Below are 16,561 nucleotides of genomic sequence, written 5' to 3' on the forward strand. Positions count from 1 at the left end.
CCCTCCCCATGTGATGCCGTTCGAGCCGCGGGACTCACGCGTCGCGGTAGCGGAACGTCAGTGCGGCAAGCGTCAGGGCGGCGAACGTCCACGCGACCGTGGCGACGGCGCCGTGCGCCGGGTCGAGGACGGCGGTGTCCGGCAGGTACGCGGCGCTTGCGGTGGACCCGGCCCGCAGCAGCGGGCCGGCGACGAAGTACAGACCGAGCAGCAGGATCGCGGCGGGCACGGCGCTGCGGACGACGGTGGCGAACGCCGCCGCCAGCACTGTGGTCAGCGTCAGGTACGCGGTCGCGGCGGGCGTCCAGGTCGCCCCGTCGGCCGGCAGGGTGCTGGTCGCCGCCGTCGCGGCGGCCACCGGGAGGGTCAGGGCGGCCAGCGCGAGGGCTTTCGCCACCTGTAGGGGCAACCGACGGGGCATCGCGAGCACTGTGGTCCGGATCTGGTCGCCCTCCTGGTACTCGGACGTGGCCGCCAGCACGCCGAGCACCAGGAAACCGGCCTGGGTGTAGCCGAGCGGGGCCAGGGCGGCGTCGTCGCCGAGCGGCTCACCGTGGGACTCGGCGGACGCGTACGCGTACGTCAGCAGGACGGTGGCGGCCCAGGTCAGCAGCGCGGTCCGGCGCAACGACGGCAGGGTCAGCAGTTTGCGCAGCTCGGCGCGGGCGGTGTTCACGCGTCGCGCCGCTGGAACAGGACGGCGCCGACCGCGAGCAGCGCGACGATCCAGGCCGTCATCACCAGGCCGGCGGTCACCGGGGGGACCTCGACGGGGAAGTCGGTGCCACGGATGAACATCTGCGCGCCGACGATGTCCGGCAGGTAGGAGGCGAGGTCGGTGACCTTTGTCAGCAGGTACGACACGGACACCACGGAGCTGTTGATGATGAGCAGGGTCAGCGGCACGATGCCGTTGCGGGTGATCAGCGTGATCGCGTACGCGAGCAGTGCGGTGAGCGTCCAGTAGAGGATCGCGGCGGCGATCCGCGCCGGGGCGGGTAGGGGAGCGTGTGCGCCGTGCAGCAGCTGGGTGAGGGCCAGGGTGGCGGCGGTGGTGACAGCCGCCTGTGCCGCGACCACAAGCACCAGCGCGGTGGTCTTCGCCCCGAGCAGACGCAGCCGGTGCGGGACCGCGACGAGCGTGGCGGTGAGCTGGCGGGCGCCGGGGGCATCCCGGGCGGTGGACGTGTACTCGCTGCTCACCACGATGACACCGAGGACCATCGGACCGATCAGTCCGATCCCCAGGTCACGCAGACCCAGGTCGGACAGGTCGGTGAGGGTGCCGTCGGCGATCGCGCGGCGGGTGTACGGCGCGTTGAGTAGGACGATCACCGGTGCGACAAGCGTGCCCAGCACCAGACCGACCCAGGCGGTGGGCAGGCCGAGCAGCTTGCGTAGTTCGGCGCGGACCAGGTTCACCACGGGCCACCCGCCTCGGTGGCGGTCAGTGCGAAGAAGGCGTCCTCCAGGGTGCGGTGGGCGCCGGTGACCTCGGCGAGTCCACCGTGGGTCACCACCCGGCCCTTGTGGATCACGACGACGTCGTCGGCGATCTCCGCCAGTTCGCCCATCAGATGGCTGGAGAGCAGCACCGTGCGGCCCTGCTCGGCACTGTCGCGCAGGAATCCGCGTATCCAGCGGATTCCGGCCGGGTCGAGCCCGTTCACCGGCTCGTCCAGGACCAGCACCGCCGGATCACCGAGCAGCGCGGTGGCGAGCCCGAGCCGGCGGCTCATGCCGAGGGAGAAGCGGCCGGCGCGCTTGCGGGCGTCGCCGGTCAGGCCCACGGCCTCGAGGACCTCGTCGGCGCGTGAATCCGGCAGGCCGTTGCTGGCGGCCACCCAGCGCAGGTGGGCGCGGGCGGTGCGGGCCCGGTGCGCCCCGCTGCCGTCGAGGAGGGCACCGACTGTCGTCAGCGGGCGGTCCAGTTCCCGGTACGGGCGTCCGCAGATCAACGCGGTTCCGCTCTGCGGGCGGTCCAGGCCGAGCAGGATCCGTAGCGTCGAGGTCTTGCCGGCGCCGTTCGGCCCGAGGAAACCGGTGACCCGGCCGGGTCGGGCCTCGAACGTGACGTCGGACAGGGTCCGCGTTCTGCTCCTGGTCTTGTTGACGCGATCGATGGTGATCATGCGTCGAGTCAACAGGTGCTCCGACCGGCACACATCGGACCGTTCTCGGATCCCGCCGGCCGGCTCGGCCCACGGACCGTCAGACCCTGGTCTGAGAACTACAGTCGGGCTGATGAACGCCCACCCGCGCCCCTGCGGGCGGTCCAGGACCGTGCCGGTGGCCGCCGTGGTGGTCAGCGTGCTGGTGATGTCCCTGTGCACCGTCGGCACGCAGGGCCCGCTCGCGCTCATCCTGCCGCCGCTGATCGTCGGCGGCGCTGTCGCGACAGCGGTGTGGGCGGTGCGGCGGTCCCGCGCCGACCGCATCGCCTACGAGTCGCGGCTGACCGCCTGGGCCGCCGCCGAGGCGGTGCTCGCCGAGCGGCTACGGATCGCCCGCGACCTGCACGACATCGTCTCGCACGGCCTGGGTCTGATCACGGTCCGCGCGGCGGCCACCCGGCACCTGCCCAAGTCGACCGAGGTGCAGGCGGCGCTCACCGACATCGAGGACGCCAGCCGGCACGCGACAGCCGAGCTGCGCCGCATGCTCACCGTCCTGCGTGAGCCGGCCGCCGACGGCCGCCGTGCGCCGGTGGACAACCTCGACGACCTGCCCGGCATCGTGCACGGGGCGTCGCTGGCCGGGATCCGGGCCCGGCTGACTGTCGAACCGCTCGGCGCGGTGTCGCAGGGCGTGCAGGTGGCCGTCTGCCAGACCGTGCGGGAGGCGCTCAGCAACGCCGCCCGGCACGCGGGACCGACTGACGTGCGGGTACTCGTGTACCGGGACGGGAGCCACGTGGTGGTCACGGTGGCGGACACCGGCCCGTCGGCCGACGGGTGGCGGGCGTCACCGGGCGCCGGACACGGGCTGGCCGGGTTACGGGAGCGGGTCGGCAGTCTCGGGGGCACCCTGTCGGCGGAGCGCGTCGACGCGGGTTTCCGGCTCACCGCGCGGATCCGGGACGAGGCGGCGTGAGCGTCATCCGGGTGCTGTTGGTGGATGACCAGGCGCTGCTCCGACACAGCCTCGCCATGATCATCAACAACGAGCCGGACCTGGCCGTCGTCGGCGAGGCGGGCGACGGCGCGCGGGCCGTGGCGTGCGCCCGTACCGCCCGCCCCGACGTCGTGCTGATGGACGTCCGGATGCCGCACCTGGACGGCCTCACCGCCACCCGGCGCATCTGCGCCGACCCCGCCCTGTCCACCGCCCGCGTCCTGGTCCTGAGCATGTTCGAGCTGGACGAGTACGTCTACGAGGCGTTGCACGCGGGAGCGTCGGGGTTCCTGCTCAAGGACGCCCGCCCCGAAGAGTTGATCGAGGCGATCCGGCGCACCCACCGGGGCGAGTCGCTGTTCGCGCCGTCGATCCTCACCCGGCTCGTCGCGCACTACGTCACGGCGCCGCGACCGGACCGGCCGACACCGGCACTGCGTCGGCTGACCGGACGTGAGGTGGAGGTGCTCACCCTGATCGGCGGAGGCCTGTCCAACGACGAGATCGCCACCGCGCTGGTGATCTCGGTGAAGACGGTGAAGACGCACATCACGCACCTGATGGCGAAGCTGGCCGTGCGGGACCGGGCGCAACTCGTGATCGCGGCGTTCGACGCCGGCCTGGTCCGGCCACGCCGCTGAACCCGACCACGGCGCACGCGGCTCGCCCGGGTGCTCCGTCAGCTACCGCGCCGGGGTGAGGATCACCTGCCCCAGTTCCTGGGTGCAGCGGGTGAGCGCGACGTAGAGGCCGTTCCAGCCGCGCGGTTCGGCCGCGATGCCCTGCGGGTCGACCAGGAGCGTCGCGTCCCACTCCAGGCCCTTGGCCTGGGTGGCGGTGAGCACCGGAACGTCGCTCAGCACGGCCAGGAGCACGCCGACGCGCTCGGCGGGGGCGATGACGCCGACCGTGCCGCCCCGCCACCGTTGCTGAAGCTCGTGCACCGCCTGGGCGGCGGTGCCGGCGAGCTCGGCGGCTGTGGCGCGGAGCTCCCAGGGGGTGATGCCGGTGGAGCGCACCGCCCGTGGTGGCGCGTTGTGGCTGCCGGCTCTCTTCAGGACCGGTTCGGTGAGGGCCATGACCTCGCGCGGGGTCCGGTAGCAGATGGTCAACTCCGCAGCGGTCCACCGGTCGCCGAAAACCGCCTGCACGGCCTCTGCCCAACTGCGGTGCCGGTGTGCCGCCTCGGCCTGGTCGATGTCGCCGACCGCCGTGATGGAGCGACTGGGACAGCGCCGTACGACCATCTGCCACTGCATCTCGGAGAGCTCCTGCGCCTCGTCGATGACAACGTGTCCGTACACCCAGCCGCGCTGGCGGCGTGCGCGGTCGGCGACGAACTCACCCTGTGGTTGCGGGGCTTCGTCAGTGCCCAGCAGGTCGGCGAGCGCGTCGAGCAGGGCGATGTCGCTCGACGCCCACGCTGTGGGCTCGGCCGCGACGGCGGTGATCTCCGCCGGGGACAGCAGCGGGGCGAACCGGGCCAGCCGGGCGTGGTCGGTCAGCAGGGTGCCCAGCAGGGTTTCCGCGTCGAAGGTGGGCCACCAGGACTCGACGAACCGGGCGATGCTGGCGCTCGCGGCGATCCGCGAACGAAGGTCCTCGACCTCCTCCTCGGAGAGCAGGCCGTCGACGTCACTGCCGGTGGGGGCCCTGCCGACGTGCTGCTCGCGCGTGAGGTCCCGGTCGACGCGGGCGAGGATGTCCTCGAAGCCCTCCTCCATCTCGGCCATCAGCGTCTCGCGCTGCTCGACCACTGCGTCGGCGAGGAGGTGGTGCAGGTGCTCGGCGAAGACCGCGCGGGCCCGATGGTACGGCCGTCCCTGCACCGCCGAGGCGAGCGCCTGTGCCACCAGGGCGGCGGGGATGGCGTAGAACTCGCCCTCCCAGCGCAGCTTCAGCTCGCGGGGCCGGGGGAGCAGCGAGGTGACGTAGCTTTCCAACGCGGTCTGCCAGAGGGCCCGACCCTTGATCTCGGCGAGTTGCCGGCTCTCGTCGCGGCCCACCCGGACCCCCGGCAGCAGCGTGTCGCACGTCGCCGAGACGACTGCCGTCTCACCGAGCGCCGGCAACACCTGGGCGATGTACCGGAGGAACCGTGGTGAGGGGCCGAGGACCAGGACCGCCTGCTCGGCCATCGTCCGGTGGGCGAACAGCAGGTACGCGACGCGGTGCAACGCGACCACCGTCTTGCCGGTGCCCGGGCCGCCCTGCACGATCAGCGGGCCGGTCGCCTCGGCCCGGATGATGTCGTCCTGCTCGCGTTGCAGCGTGGCGATGGCCGTCGACATGCGGCCGGTGCGTCGCTCGTCGAGGGCGGCCAGCAGGGCGCCCTCGCCGACGAGTTGCGCCGACAGGGCCCCGTCCAGCGGCTCGTCGTCGACGCCGACGACTGTCGGTCCGGTGGTGCGGATGTGCCGGCGCCGGGCCTGACCCTGTGGGTCGACAGCCGTCGCGGTGTAGAACGGCCGAGCCGCGGCGGCACGCCAGTCCAGAAGCAGGGGCTCGCTGTCCATGTCGTCGTCGCGCAGACCGATGCGGCCGATGTGGCGCACCGTGCCGTCGCGGCCGTCGAGGCGGCCGAAGACCAACCCGTCAGTTGCTCGCCGCAGCTCCTCGTACTGCTGCCGGAGCATGCGCTGGCGGGCCTGCTCCACCGGGTCCAGGACCACTGCCGAGAGCTCCGTTCGGAGGTGGTCGGCCACCCTGTCGCGGCGGGCCGTGGCCAGGTCGAGAAACGCCTGTTCCTCGGCGACCGCGGACTGGCGGGCGGCATCTTCTGCGACAACGGTCGGGCGCTCGCCGTCCGGTGCTCCTTCGCTGACGCCAGCAGTGCCGTCGTGCAGAGCAGAATCCTGTCGCATTCGCAATCCCCGTGCTTGTGGTCCCCCGGGGCCACGGCGGAGCCGCGGCCTATTCCCGGGCGAGCATAGAACCCATTCTTGTCATCGGCCACAAAACCTGTCGCCAGAGGTGGGAATCTCAATGCCTTGCGAATCCGGGCCACTCGTGACGACCACCGATCCCTATTGCTTATTGAAAACTGCGGTCCTTCCTGAGCCAGTGGTGGCCCGTGCCCTTCAGTGTGGACGGGCGGGAGTTCCGTACCGCCGAGCACTACATGATGTGGCGTAAGGCCGTCCTGTTCGGCGACGAGGCGACAGCGTCGAGATTCTGACGGTGACGCACCCCCATGCGGCGAAGACCCTCGGACGGCAGGTCGACGGTTTCGACGAGCAGGTGTGGCAGGAGCATCGCGACGACATCGTCCTCGCGGGCGCGGTGGCGAAGTTCGGCCAGCACCAGAAGGTACGCGAATACCTGTTCGGCACCGGGACCCGGGTGCTCGTTGAGGCGAGTCCGCTGGACCGGGTGTGGGGCATCGGGTTGGCTGCCGATCGCCCGCACGCCGTGGATCCCCACCAGGTGGCGCGGGTTGAATCTACTCGGCTTCGCACTCATGCGGGCCCGCACGATGCTCGGTGTCGAGGAACCGACGCCGCACGTCAGGTTGCCTGAATGACCGGCTGCCGACTGAGCGTCGGGTCAGCGGCCGGCGGGCGGGCGATGGCGACGCTGCGCAGGCCCATGGCCAGTCGGGTCAGGGCGAGTGCGGTTGCCAGGGTGACCACGGCGATGATGGCGTGGCCGATGTCCGGGGCCCACAACCGAAGTTTGGCAAGGTCGGCGCCCTGCCAGAAGGTTGGCAGGAGCCAGGCGGTGCCGGCTGCCACAGCGGCGGACCCGCCGGTCCAGGCGATGGTGGTGATGAGAGATCGGCCGCGCGAGTGGGTCGACATGCTGGTGCCCTGCCGGACACTGCGGATGAGGCGGATCCAGGATCGGGCCAGAACGACGATCAGCAGCACGGCGACGCCGAGCAGTCCGGCCAGGACCCAGACGTGAGCCGGGTCGGCGGCGGCGGTCGTGGGTGTGCCGCCGTGCAGGATGCGGGCGAGATTGAACGCTCCGGAGCTGAGCGGCGCGTCCATCGTCAGGCCGTAGATGTTGGTCATGATGATGACGGCGAGGTTCGAGTCGGGTACGAGCACGAGGTGGGCGAAGTAGTCCGGGGTCGCGCCGGCGTGCCAGACGATGCGGGCGCCGACGCCGTCGAGTGTGCTGTTCCGCCAGCCGAACCCGTAACTGCCGTGACCGGTGGACACGGTGCCGGTGTGCATCTGCTTCGTGCTGTCGGCACCGAGGACCCGGGTGTTTCCGTAGCGGCCACCGTTGAGTTGCGCTGTCGCGTAGTGGGTCAGGTCGTCGAGGCTTGCCGCGAGGAAGCCGTACGGCACTCCGGCGGTGTCGAACGGCGCCGCGAAACGCTGCGGTTGGCCGAGGTAGTAGCGGTGTCCGGCCGGAATCCCGACCGCACGAGCCTCGTCGACGGTGGCCGCCGCATGTGTCATCTGGAGTGGATCGAGCACGTGCCGGCGCAGGTAGGTGCCGAAGGTGTCGCCTGTGACGTTCTCGACGAGCGCGCCGAGAATCATGTAGTTGGCGTCGCTGTACTCGTGGCGCTGTCCCACGGCGGCGGTGGGTCGCAGGGTGGCCAGGTCACGCACGGATCGGGTCAGACCGCCAGGCCGATTGTCGTACCGGTCGGTCAGGCCGGTGCTCCAGACCTGCGGTAGGCCGCTCGTGTGAGTCAGCAGTTGGCGGACGGTGACCGTCCGGGCCGTGTGCGCGTCACCCAGGGTCAGCCATGGCAGGTATGTGGACGCCGGGGTGTCGAGGTCCACCCGGCCGGCCTCGACCAGTTGCGCCACCGCGAGCGCGGTGAACGACTTGCTCGTCGAGCCGAGCAGGAACGGGGTCTGTGTTGTCATCGGTCGACCGTCACCGTCGACGCCCCAGGCGCCGCTGCGCAGCACCTGGTCGCCGCGTACCACCGCGTACGCCAACCCGGGGGCGTTGATCTGGTCCAGGTAGGTGTGCAGGTATTCCTCACCGGCGGTCAACTCGTCGCCGGGCACGACGCGGTCGATCGCCGGGTCGGCGGCGACCGGTGCGGCCGTCGTGACCAGCGCGGTCAGGCAGCTGGCCAGCGCGGCCAGCCGACGCGCCCGCCATCGTGATCGGGTCCATCCACTCATGTCGTAGGTCCTTTCGCGTCAGCCGATTTGGCTCAGCAGCTTTTCCAGCGCGGCCAGCCGATGCGTGACCTCGCCGAGCTCGGCGCGTACGCGCTTGAGTTCGTCCGCCATGGCCTGGCCACCATCGGCGCTCCGCTCGGCCAGCAACCGGTAGCCCTCCTCCCGCGCCGCCTCGTGACGGGCGCGGTAGAGGCCGAATCCGACGAACCCGGCGACGACGATCACCGCCGTCACGATGACCGTCAAGGCGATGGTGGACGTCTGCGCCAGGTCCGACGCCAGCTGATGGGTCATTGCTCACTTCTCCTGTTCTCCGGCCGGCCCCGTGCCGGTCAGGGTCTGCGCGGCCAGCGCGACCGCCTCCAGGTCCAGGGCCACCGTGAACGGCGTGGCCTGGAAATACTTCACCGAGCTGCCGTCCGGCGCGGTGACCAGCTCGCCGGTCACCAGCTCGGCGGCCTCCAGCTTCTGCAGGTGCATGTAGAGCAGCGGCCGGTTCATCTGCAGCCGCCGGGCGAGTTCGCTGACGTAGGTGCGGCCGTCGCTGAGGGCGGCAAGGATCCGCAGGCGGTGCGGGCTGGCCAGCGCGGCCATCAGCGACACCAGCTCGTCACCGGTGCGCGGGGTGCCGCTCATCCAGGGAGCCTTCCTTGGCGCGGGCGTCAGAAATTCCTGACGGGGGGGTGTCAGGAAATTCTTACACCACCCTTCCATGGTGTCAACGCCGCCCCTGGCGACGCGTGAACTGTCCGCCCACACTCGTCACTCACTCGCGGTGTCGCGACGGACCGGTGGTGTCAGGAACAGGTGAGCCGCCCCGGCGGCAGCAGGTGACCGCGGATCGGACGGGCCCTGCGTTTGCGATACCCTCCAGAGGCCCACGCCGGCGTCGAGCAGTTCGCGTCCGTCGGTTGTCGATGGTCCACGGGGCGCCTGAGATCCAGGGAGATGCCGATGCCGGAGCCCGAGCCCGAGCCCGAGCCCGTTCACGACGATCACGAGCCGGCTGCCGACGCCACGGTCGAGGCCGAAGGCGACCAACCTACCGCTCCCACGAATCGGGCGGCCCGACGCGCGAAGGGCAGGGTCGCCTCACCCCAACCGCACGGCAAGGGTCAGCACTTCGGCGGCCGGGGCTCGGTCCAGAGCCCGCGCCAGTGGGGTAACCGGCGAAGCGGCTGACCGTCGGCGGAGCCTGGTCTGAGTGGACGGCTCTCCACCACACCCACCTCGTACCCGGAATCTATGTGGGGTGGTCGACCGCTGGCGGCGGTGCGGAGCCGGCGGCGAACCTCGCTGCCTAACCTGCTTCCTCGTCGCGGGCCCGCTGCTGGCTTTCTCGCAGTCGCAGGTAGTGGTCGGTCAGGTGATCGGGGTCGATGTGCGCGGCGGCGGTGACGGCGGCGTCCAGCACGCCGTCCATCCAGAGCCGGGACACGCCGTGCATCTGCCGCGCACCCTCATCCATGAGTTGCGGGGCGAGACCGGGTTCGGGGCCAGCGGGACGAGCCGGAAGTGCGCACGGACGAAGTGGCGTCAGAGTCCCGCCTCCTTTCAGTGGGGGTCGGTGGGCATGGCCTCCCGCAGCCGCACAGCGCCTGTCGTGCCTCGGCGAAGTGTCCCGCCCTGCGGTGCAGTCCGGTAAGCGTGAGCAGGGCGTGGGCCCTGTCGAAGCCCGGTTCGGCCAGGCTCGCCGCCTCAGTCTGGATGCCGACGGTGCCGTCGAGGAAGCCCAGTTGAGCCAGGTGGAACTGCGGTTCGTTGAGCGTCTGCCGGGTGCGGGGCTCGGTGGCGGCCCAGTCGAGCAGGAAGCGGCGCGATGCCTCCCGGTCACCCTGGCGCGCGGCGTGGTTGGCCCGAACCAACTGCACGCCCAGCGCGCCGCCCGTCCCCGACTGCTTCGGCTGACCATCTCCTCACTCGGAGCGTCGAGCGGCACGACAGGCACCGACAGCGGTCGGGGACATCCGGTCCCGCTTGGGCTCGATCAAATGATCGGGTCCGGGGCGGGACCGGACGCGTGCGACGGGTGTCAGTACGGGTATCCGGGAATGTTCAGATGCACGCTGTACAGGCCGGAGTCGTTGCGCTGGCCGGAGGTGATGTAGAGGGTCTGCCGGTCAGGCCCGCCGAAGGCCACGTTTGTGGTGCCGGAGTTGGCGGCCCGGATCGTGCCGAGCTGCGTGCCGGAGGGGGAGTAGACGTGGACCTGGCCGTCGAAACCCGACGTCCAGTACACGTTGCCGGCACAGTCGATCGTCCCGCCGTCCGGACCGCCGATGTAGTTCACGAAGACACTGCGGGCGCCGGTGCTGCCGTCGGGCGCGACCGCGTACTTGTAGATCTTGTTTTCGGAGTACGCGCCCACGTACAGCGCGGTCCCGTCGGGTGAGAGCGAGATGCCGTTCGGCTGGCGCAACCGGTCATCCACAAGGGACACCTGGCCGCCGGAGACGCGGAAGACGCTGGTGCGACCGTTCATCTGGTCGGCGCGGTTGCCGCGCTGGAAGTTGGGGTCGGTGAAGTAGACGACGCCGTCCGAGCGCACCGCGACGTCGTTTGGTGAGTTGAACGCCCGGCCCTGGTAGTTCGCCGCGACGGTGCTGCGGGACCTGTCGCTCAGCCGGTACGCGGACACGCTGCGCTGGTCGTGGGTGGCCGCGATGAGCTGCTGGGCGTCGGCGCTGAGCGCCACGCCATTGCTGCCCGCGTTGGCGATGAACGTGTCGAAGGTCGCCGGTGGGGTGAACCGGCGGATGGTGGACGGCTGGACGTTGTACGGCCCGGTGCCGGCGGCCATGTCGGACATCAGCAGGTAGCCGCCGTCGGCGACCCAGACCGGCCCTTCGAGGAACGAGAATCCGCCCTGGATCCGGGTGGCCGACAGGGAACTCGACGGCAGCGGCGAGCCGTATCCGACTCCGTCCGGACAGACCCCGGCTGGTGCGCCGGGCGGACCGGCGAGCGCGGCGTGAGCGTTAACATGGGCCGTGTCCGCTGCCGTCGAGGATGCGGCGGCGGCCCCGGCGGCGAATGGTGCGGAGCCGACCGCGAGGCACAGCCCGGCGAGTGCGGCAATGGTGGGACGCCAGGTCATCGAATGGCTCCAATCGGCGTCGGCCGTGGTGCGGACCGGCGGTAGGTGGGGTGCGAGGACGTGGGGGATACCGGCACGTCAGGGGATGCGGGACGGCGCTGTTCCACCCGGCAGCCTAGGTGACGAACGAGAGCGTCGCGACATTTTCCGGAAGGCCGACCTACTCGACATTACAAAGTCGCTGGTCAATGCGTAAAGGATGGGTTAAATCTTTGTCCGGTCGTCCCGGTGCCGCGGCGGTCGACGGCGTCGCGTCTGGCCGCGCACGGGATCGTTTCAACCGGCCGGGTCCGTGGGTACGCTCCCACCGCTGATCCCCCGATCGACGGAGACCTATCGTGATCATGGCTTTGCTGCTCGACCTCGCCAACATCGTCGGCGGCTTCCTGCTCGCCGTCGCTGTGCTCCGGTTGCTGCCGCGGGTCGGCGACGACCTGGGCCGCCTCGCCGGTCGGGCCGCCCCGATCGCGTGGGTGGTTGGCGTCGTGGCGCTGGTGACCGGTGGCTATTACCTCATCGTCCACCTGGTGTCCGGCCCCCGGGTGTTCCACTTCGAGGTGGTGGGGATCGGTGTCGGGCTCGCCCTGCTCTGGGGACGGCTGACCGGACGGCCGGCGCCACGTGACGAGCCGGCGGCCGGAGCGACAGGGGTCCGCCTGTTGCTCGCGATCTTCGGTCTCATCGCGATCGTCGTCGGCATCCAGGGGCTGTTCACCCCGGACGGCTGAGGACGCCACCCACCTCCGTCCGGATGGTGCCGCCCGGGGAGCCGGCCGGCACCGTGAGCCCGGTGGTCGTCGAACGGTTCAGTTGGCGTCGCCGGTGGTGGCCTCGCCGGCGGCCGGCGGCTGGTGGGGCCGGCGGAACCGGTCCTCCCGGGCCGGCGCCGCCGGTTGGCCCCGGTCGGTCGACCGCGTCGCGGGCTGGTGCGGCACCCGGGACGCCTGGCCCGCCTCGGTGACCAGGCGCTCGGTCTCCTGGACCAGATAGTGCGGTCGGCGCTTCGTCTCGTAGTAGATCCGGCCGATGTACTCCCCGATCACGCCCAGGATGGTCATCTGGATGCCGCCGAGCCCGATGACGCTGACGATGATTGTGGTGTAGCCGGGAACGTCGATGCCCTTCTCGATGGCATCCGCCACCACCCAGGCCATGTAGGCGATCGCGATGAGGGTGAGGAACAGGCCGCCGTAGATCGCCAGTCGCAGCGGCCGGTTGTTGAACGACAGCAGGCCGTCGAACGCGTAGTTGAACAGTTTGCCGAGCGTCCACCTGCTCTGGCCCGTCTGCCGGGTCTCGTTGCGGTGGGCCACCACCACGGTGCGGAAGCCGATCCAGGAGAACAGTCCCTTGGAGAACCTGTTGTATTCCGGCATCGCGAGTATCGCGTCCACGGCCAGCCGGGACAGCAGCCGGAAGTCACCCGCCCCGTCCTGCAGGCGTACGTCGATCCACCAGTTGATCATCCGGTAGAAGGACCGCGAGGCGACCATGCGGATGAACCGGTCGCCCCGCCGGTCGCGACGGGCGATCACCTGATCGAAGCCCTGGCGGTACAGGGCCACCATCTCGGGCAGCAGCCGTGGCGGGTGTTGCAGGTCGGCGTCCATGATGACGACCGCGTCGCCGGTGGCCCGCTGTAGGCCGGCGAGCATTGCCGCCTCCTTGCCGAAGTTGCGGCTCAGCGACGTGTAACAGACCGCGGGGTCGGCGGCGGCGAGCCGGCGCAGCGCCTCGAGGGTGCCGTCCTCACTGCCGTCGTCGACGTACACCACCTCGACGTCCAGGTCCGACAACTCGGCGAGCGTGGCCGTGACGGTCTCGTGCAACCGCTCCACCGACGATTCCTCGTTGAAGCAGGGCACCACGATGGACAACCGCACTCTGCTCACCCGGCCCGGCCCGTACCCGGGCATCCGGCGCCGGTGCCCGCGGCGCTGCCCCGGTCAGAGGCGGTAGAGCAGCGTGCCATCGAGGTCCTCCCGAGTGATGCCGAGCCCGTCGACGGGCCGGGCCGCGATGCCCTCCCAGGGCGTCCCCACCGTGCGGTCCGGCACGGCCAGCACCGACCGCACGCCGATGCCCCGCAGGTACGCCACGCTACCGGCGTCCGGGAACGACGCCACCGCCATCCGGGTCTGCGCCTGGCTGACCGGCTCGAATCCGGCCAGCCCGTTGGTCACCCGGGGGAACCCGTCGGTGGTCCACAGCATGTACGTCAGATCGCCCACCCCGCCCGCGGGCAGCACCAGGATCGGGTCCTGGGCGGCCCGCATCGCGGCCGGCGGCGGAGTTACCGTCGGGTGGGGTGTCCGGTTGACGCCCTCCAGGGTGACCAGGGCCAGCGGCACCAGCAGGACCATCGGCATGAAGACCCGTGTCCAGCGCCGGTCCGGGCTCTGGCCCGACGATTCGGCGAGCGCCGTCACCGCGCCGGCGGCCAGCAGCGCCAGCAACAGGCTGGTCCAGTGCATCATCCGGCCCGGTGTGCGCAGGGCGTCCCAGCCCGGCAGGTGGGTGGAGAGGGTCAGATAACCCGGGTCCCCGTCACCACCGAGGGTCGAGCCCAGACCCAGCAGCACGGTGCCGAGCACGCCGAGACCCAGTGCGACCCGGTGCCGAGCCGGGTACATCGAGATGAACAGGCCCGCCGCGGCCAGCGCGATGAGCGTGATGCCCGGCAGCAGCGCCATCTCCGGCGGCCAGGACAGCTGTTCGCGGGCGGCGGCGTGCCGCTCACCCCACAACCACGAGTCGCCCGGCGCGGTCACGAAGCCGATAAGTGGCGGGGAGAACATCTTCGTCCACTCGAGCCCTCGTTCGGCCTGCGGGTTGAGGTCGACGACGCGCAGGTAGACCAGGCCGAGCAGCACCGTCGTCAGGCCGAACACGGCGCCGCCGGCCAGATCCGCGAGCAGCAGACGCCTACCGAACGGCGGGCGTTCCCGCTTGCGCCACCAGGACCAGCCGTAGCAGCCGGCGGCCACCAGCACGGCGGCCAGCAGGAAGTAGACAAGTGGCAGCCCGATGCCGAAACCGAGCGTGACCTGCCAGGCGGCGACGAGCCAGCCGGCCAACGCCCAGCCGGGCCGCCGGCGCTCCGGCCGGTAGCCGTCGCGGAACGACCAGCCGTGCCCACGGGCCAGCATCGCCAGGCACAACGCGATGCCACCACTGGACAGGATGTTGAGGTGACCGGCGTGCGCCAACCGCCAGGGCGCGAACGCCCAGGCGATCCCGGCGACCGCCCCGCCCCACCGGTTCGCGCCGAGCTGCCGCGCCAGCACGTACGCCCCGAAGGCCGCGAGCGCGTGCAGCAGCACGTAGAGCACGTTGTATCGGACCAGGGCGGCCTCGAAACCGGAACCGAGCATCCCGATCGGGGCGTACCCGAGCAGGGTGTCGCTGTAGGCGTAGGTGTACTTCTCGGGGAAGAAGGTGTTCGAGTGCCAGAGGTCGGCCGGGCTGCTGAGCAGGGCGTGACCCGACCAGGCGACCTGCCATGCCTGCAACGTCGGGTCGCCGAGGTCGTTGGGGATCGTGCTCGCCGGGTGCCGCAGCGTCGGCCAGGTCAGCACCGCCGCCAGCAGCAGGCTGCCCAGTGCCGCCAGGGTCCACTCGGGGCGGGCCCAGCGCCACCGCTCCCACCGGCTCGGCGTCCGGTCGTCGGACGTCTCTTCTGGGCTCGTGTTCTCGGCGGTAGCTGCGGCGCCGGTGGACCGGGTATTCACGGGATAGATCCTCTCCGATGGTGCCGACCTTGTCCATCAGCAGTCCGAAGCGTGGGTCCGCGTGGCGCCGGGTGTGGGCTGGTCCGAACGGGTCGGCGCGCCGGTGTGGGTGGGCCGTCGGCGGCCGACGACGGAGCCGTCGGCATCGCTTCGGTCCGCGCCCTCCGGGGGTTCAGTCGCCTTCGAACACCGGCACGTCACCCTGTCGGTGGGCGGCCAGGCCCCGCCGCATGTCCCGGGTCCGCAGCCCGTCGGCGAAGAGGTCGTGCTCCACCGCCAGGTGCTCGGTCAGCGTGTTGCGGTGGCTGGCGTCGACGAGCCGCTTCGCGGCGGCTACCGCGTGCGGTGCGCTCGCCGCCAGGTGCCCGGCGGTGCGCACTGCCCGATCCAGCAGGTCGGTGGCCGGCACGACCTCGTTGACCAGGCCCTCCCGGAGAGCCCGGGGTGCTCGCATGATCGGTTGTTCGAGCAGGAGGGCGAGCGCCCGCGCGGGCCCGACGACACGGGGCAGGAACCAACTCATCCCCCCGTCCGTCGACGCGCCGAGCGCTCCGTAGGCGAAGTGCAACACGGACCGCTCCGCGGCGATACGCATGTCGCAGGCCAACGCCAGGGCGAACCCGGCACCCGCCGCCTGCCCGTTGACCGCCGCGATCACGCAGGCCCGCATCTCGCGCACTGTGCGGACCACAGTGCCCAGCGCGTCGGTCAGGGGGCGGCTGTACGCGGCCGGGTCGCCCACCTGGCCGGACAGCGCCCGCTCGAAGTCCGCCAGGTCACCGCCGAGCGAGAAGGCCCTGCCCGAGCCGGTCAGGACGACCGCGCGCACCGTCGGGTCGCCCGCCAGCGCGGTGAGGTGCCGGAGCAGGTCGCCGAGCATCTCGGCGTCGAGCACGTTGCCGGTGTCCGGGCGGTCCATCGTGAGCACGACCACCGGTCCGTGATCCGTGCGGGAGACACACGGTGTGGTGATGCGGTGGTCACTCATTGAACACGAGGACCCAGTCGCCGACGCAGGCCGGTTTGGTCTCGCCCTCGATCTCCACCCGCATCTGCACCACGACCCGGCACGCGCCAGCCATCCGGCGGGCCTCCAGGAGGGTCGCGGCGCCGCGCACCCGGGCACCGACCGGCACCGGGGCGCGCATGCGCACCTTGTTCAGGCCGGCGTTGATGACCAGGCGGACGCCGTCGACCTCGATCAACTCGGCCAGGAAGGTGGCGCAGAGCGAGAGCGTGAGCATGCCGTGCGCGATCGTCGTCCCGAACGGACTCTCCGCCGCCGCCCGCTTCTCGTCGACGTGGATCCATTGTTGATCACCGGTCGCGTCGGCGAACGCGTTGATCCGGGCCTGGTCGATGAGGTGCCATCCGGTGGTGCCGAGCTGCTGGCCGGTGTGCTCGAGCAGCGCGTCGATGGTGTCGTATCGGCTCACCGCGTCCACCTTTCCGGCATCGATGGCAGGTCCGCAACCCCACCGGCCGATAACGGCGGCGTGTCTGTTGCGGCTGAGTGATCT

At 71.1% G+C, this 16,561-nt stretch carries 16 protein-coding genes and 1 pseudogene; 4 read left to right on the top strand and 13 right to left on the bottom strand.

The window, feature by feature from the left end:
* Positions 1–34: 34 nt before the first annotated feature.
* The 3 genes from AB0B86_RS22355 to AB0B86_RS22365 are packed head-to-tail and all read right to left on the bottom strand — an operon-like array spanning position 35 to position 2,132.
* Positions 35–676 carry a hypothetical protein gene (locus AB0B86_RS22355; RefSeq protein ID WP_357419742.1) on the bottom strand — a complete coding sequence of 214 codons (642 nt, stop codon included), beginning with the start codon at positions 674–676 and terminating at the stop codon, positions 35–37.
* Entirely contained in the window at positions 673–1,422 is a 750-nt protein-coding gene (locus tag AB0B86_RS22360) for a hypothetical protein (protein ID WP_357419743.1), read from the bottom strand. The genes AB0B86_RS22355 and AB0B86_RS22360 overlap by 4 nt, the downstream gene beginning before the upstream one ends.
* Positions 1,419–2,132: an ATP-binding cassette domain-containing protein gene (locus tag AB0B86_RS22365; RefSeq protein ID WP_357419744.1), complete on the bottom strand. Its 714-nt coding sequence runs from the start codon at positions 2,130–2,132 to the stop codon at positions 1,419–1,421. Before AB0B86_RS22365 ends, AB0B86_RS22360 begins: the two co-directional genes overlap by 4 nt.
* A 112-nt stretch (positions 2,133–2,244) precedes the next feature.
* On the opposite strand from AB0B86_RS22365, the gene AB0B86_RS22370 reads away from it, so the two are divergent.
* Positions 2,245–3,093: a histidine kinase gene (locus AB0B86_RS22370; protein ID WP_357408319.1), complete on the top strand. Its 849-nt coding sequence runs from the start codon at positions 2,245–2,247 to the stop codon at positions 3,091–3,093.
* On the top strand, positions 3,090–3,755 hold the full coding sequence (locus AB0B86_RS22375) for a response regulator transcription factor (protein WP_357419745.1): 666 nt from the start codon (positions 3,090–3,092) through the stop codon (positions 3,753–3,755). Before AB0B86_RS22370 ends, AB0B86_RS22375 begins: the two co-directional genes overlap by 4 nt.
* 42 nt (positions 3,756–3,797) lie before the next feature.
* Here the strand turns inward: AB0B86_RS22375 and AB0B86_RS22380 are convergent, their stop codons facing one another.
* Complete coding sequence (locus AB0B86_RS22380) at positions 3,798–5,978, bottom strand: UvrD-helicase domain-containing protein (RefSeq protein WP_357419746.1); 2,181 nt, start codon at positions 5,976–5,978, stop codon at positions 3,798–3,800.
* Positions 5,979–6,169: 191 nt separating this feature from the next.
* On the opposite strand from AB0B86_RS22380, the pseudogene AB0B86_RS22385 reads away from it, so the two are divergent.
* Positions 6,170–6,637, top strand: a pseudogene (locus AB0B86_RS22385) (NADAR family protein); the annotation flags it as partial.
* Here AB0B86_RS22385 and AB0B86_RS22390 read toward each other — a convergent pair.
* From AB0B86_RS22390 to AB0B86_RS22410, 5 genes are all read right to left on the bottom strand, one after another.
* The gene (locus AB0B86_RS22390; protein ID WP_357408314.1) at positions 6,621–8,213 is read right to left on the bottom strand and encodes a serine hydrolase domain-containing protein; all 1,593 of its coding nucleotides are present in this window, start codon (positions 8,211–8,213) and stop codon (positions 6,621–6,623) included. The pseudogene AB0B86_RS22385 and the gene AB0B86_RS22390 overlap by 17 nt on opposite strands.
* An 18-nt stretch (positions 8,214–8,231) precedes the next feature.
* Positions 8,232–8,507 (bottom strand): hypothetical protein, encoded by a 276-nt coding sequence (locus AB0B86_RS22395; protein ID WP_357408312.1) that lies wholly within the window; start codon positions 8,505–8,507, stop codon positions 8,232–8,234.
* A 3-nt stretch (positions 8,508–8,510) separates the two neighbouring features.
* Complete coding sequence (locus tag AB0B86_RS22400) at positions 8,511–8,849, bottom strand: winged helix-turn-helix domain-containing protein (protein WP_357408310.1); 339 nt, start codon at positions 8,847–8,849, stop codon at positions 8,511–8,513.
* 664 nt (positions 8,850–9,513) lie between these two features.
* Entirely contained in the window at positions 9,514–9,660 is a 147-nt protein-coding gene (locus AB0B86_RS22405) for a hypothetical protein (RefSeq protein ID WP_357408308.1), read from the bottom strand.
* A 585-nt stretch (positions 9,661–10,245) separates the two neighbouring features.
* Positions 10,246–11,310, bottom strand: coding sequence for an SMP-30/gluconolactonase/LRE family protein (locus AB0B86_RS22410; RefSeq protein ID WP_357419747.1), 1,065 nt, complete (start codon positions 11,308–11,310; stop codon positions 10,246–10,248).
* Positions 11,311–11,654: 344 nt separating this feature from the next.
* On the opposite strand from AB0B86_RS22410, the gene AB0B86_RS22415 reads away from it, so the two are divergent.
* On the top strand, positions 11,655–12,038 hold the full coding sequence (locus AB0B86_RS22415; protein WP_357408365.1) for a hypothetical protein: 384 nt from the start codon (positions 11,655–11,657) through the stop codon (positions 12,036–12,038).
* 78 nt (positions 12,039–12,116) lie between these two features.
* Here the strand turns inward: AB0B86_RS22415 and AB0B86_RS22420 are convergent, their stop codons facing one another.
* The 4 genes from AB0B86_RS22420 to AB0B86_RS22435 all read right to left on the bottom strand — a co-directional run bounded on the left by AB0B86_RS22420 (position 12,117) and on the right by AB0B86_RS22435 (position 16,477).
* Positions 12,117–13,202, bottom strand: coding sequence for a glycosyltransferase family 2 protein (locus AB0B86_RS22420; protein WP_357419748.1), 1,086 nt, complete (start codon positions 13,200–13,202; stop codon positions 12,117–12,119).
* 54 nt (positions 13,203–13,256) lie between these two features.
* A complete protein-coding gene (locus AB0B86_RS22425; protein WP_357419749.1) occupies positions 13,257–15,041 on the bottom strand; it encodes a hypothetical protein in 1,785 nt (594 codons plus the stop codon).
* A 172-nt stretch (positions 15,042–15,213) separates the two neighbouring features.
* A complete protein-coding gene (locus AB0B86_RS22430) occupies positions 15,214–15,969 on the bottom strand; it encodes an enoyl-CoA hydratase/isomerase family protein (RefSeq protein ID WP_357419750.1) in 756 nt (251 codons plus the stop codon).
* Positions 15,970–16,021: 52 nt separating this feature from the next.
* Positions 16,022–16,477 carry a MaoC family dehydratase gene (locus AB0B86_RS22435; RefSeq protein WP_357419751.1) on the bottom strand — a complete coding sequence of 152 codons (456 nt, stop codon included), beginning with the start codon at positions 16,475–16,477 and terminating at the stop codon, positions 16,022–16,024.
* Positions 16,478–16,561: the final 84 nt, after the last annotated feature.

This window comes from Micromonospora sp. NPDC049047 (genome assembly GCF_040649135.1).
In the GTDB taxonomy this organism is placed as follows: Bacteria; Actinomycetota; Actinomycetes; order Mycobacteriales; family Micromonosporaceae; genus Micromonospora.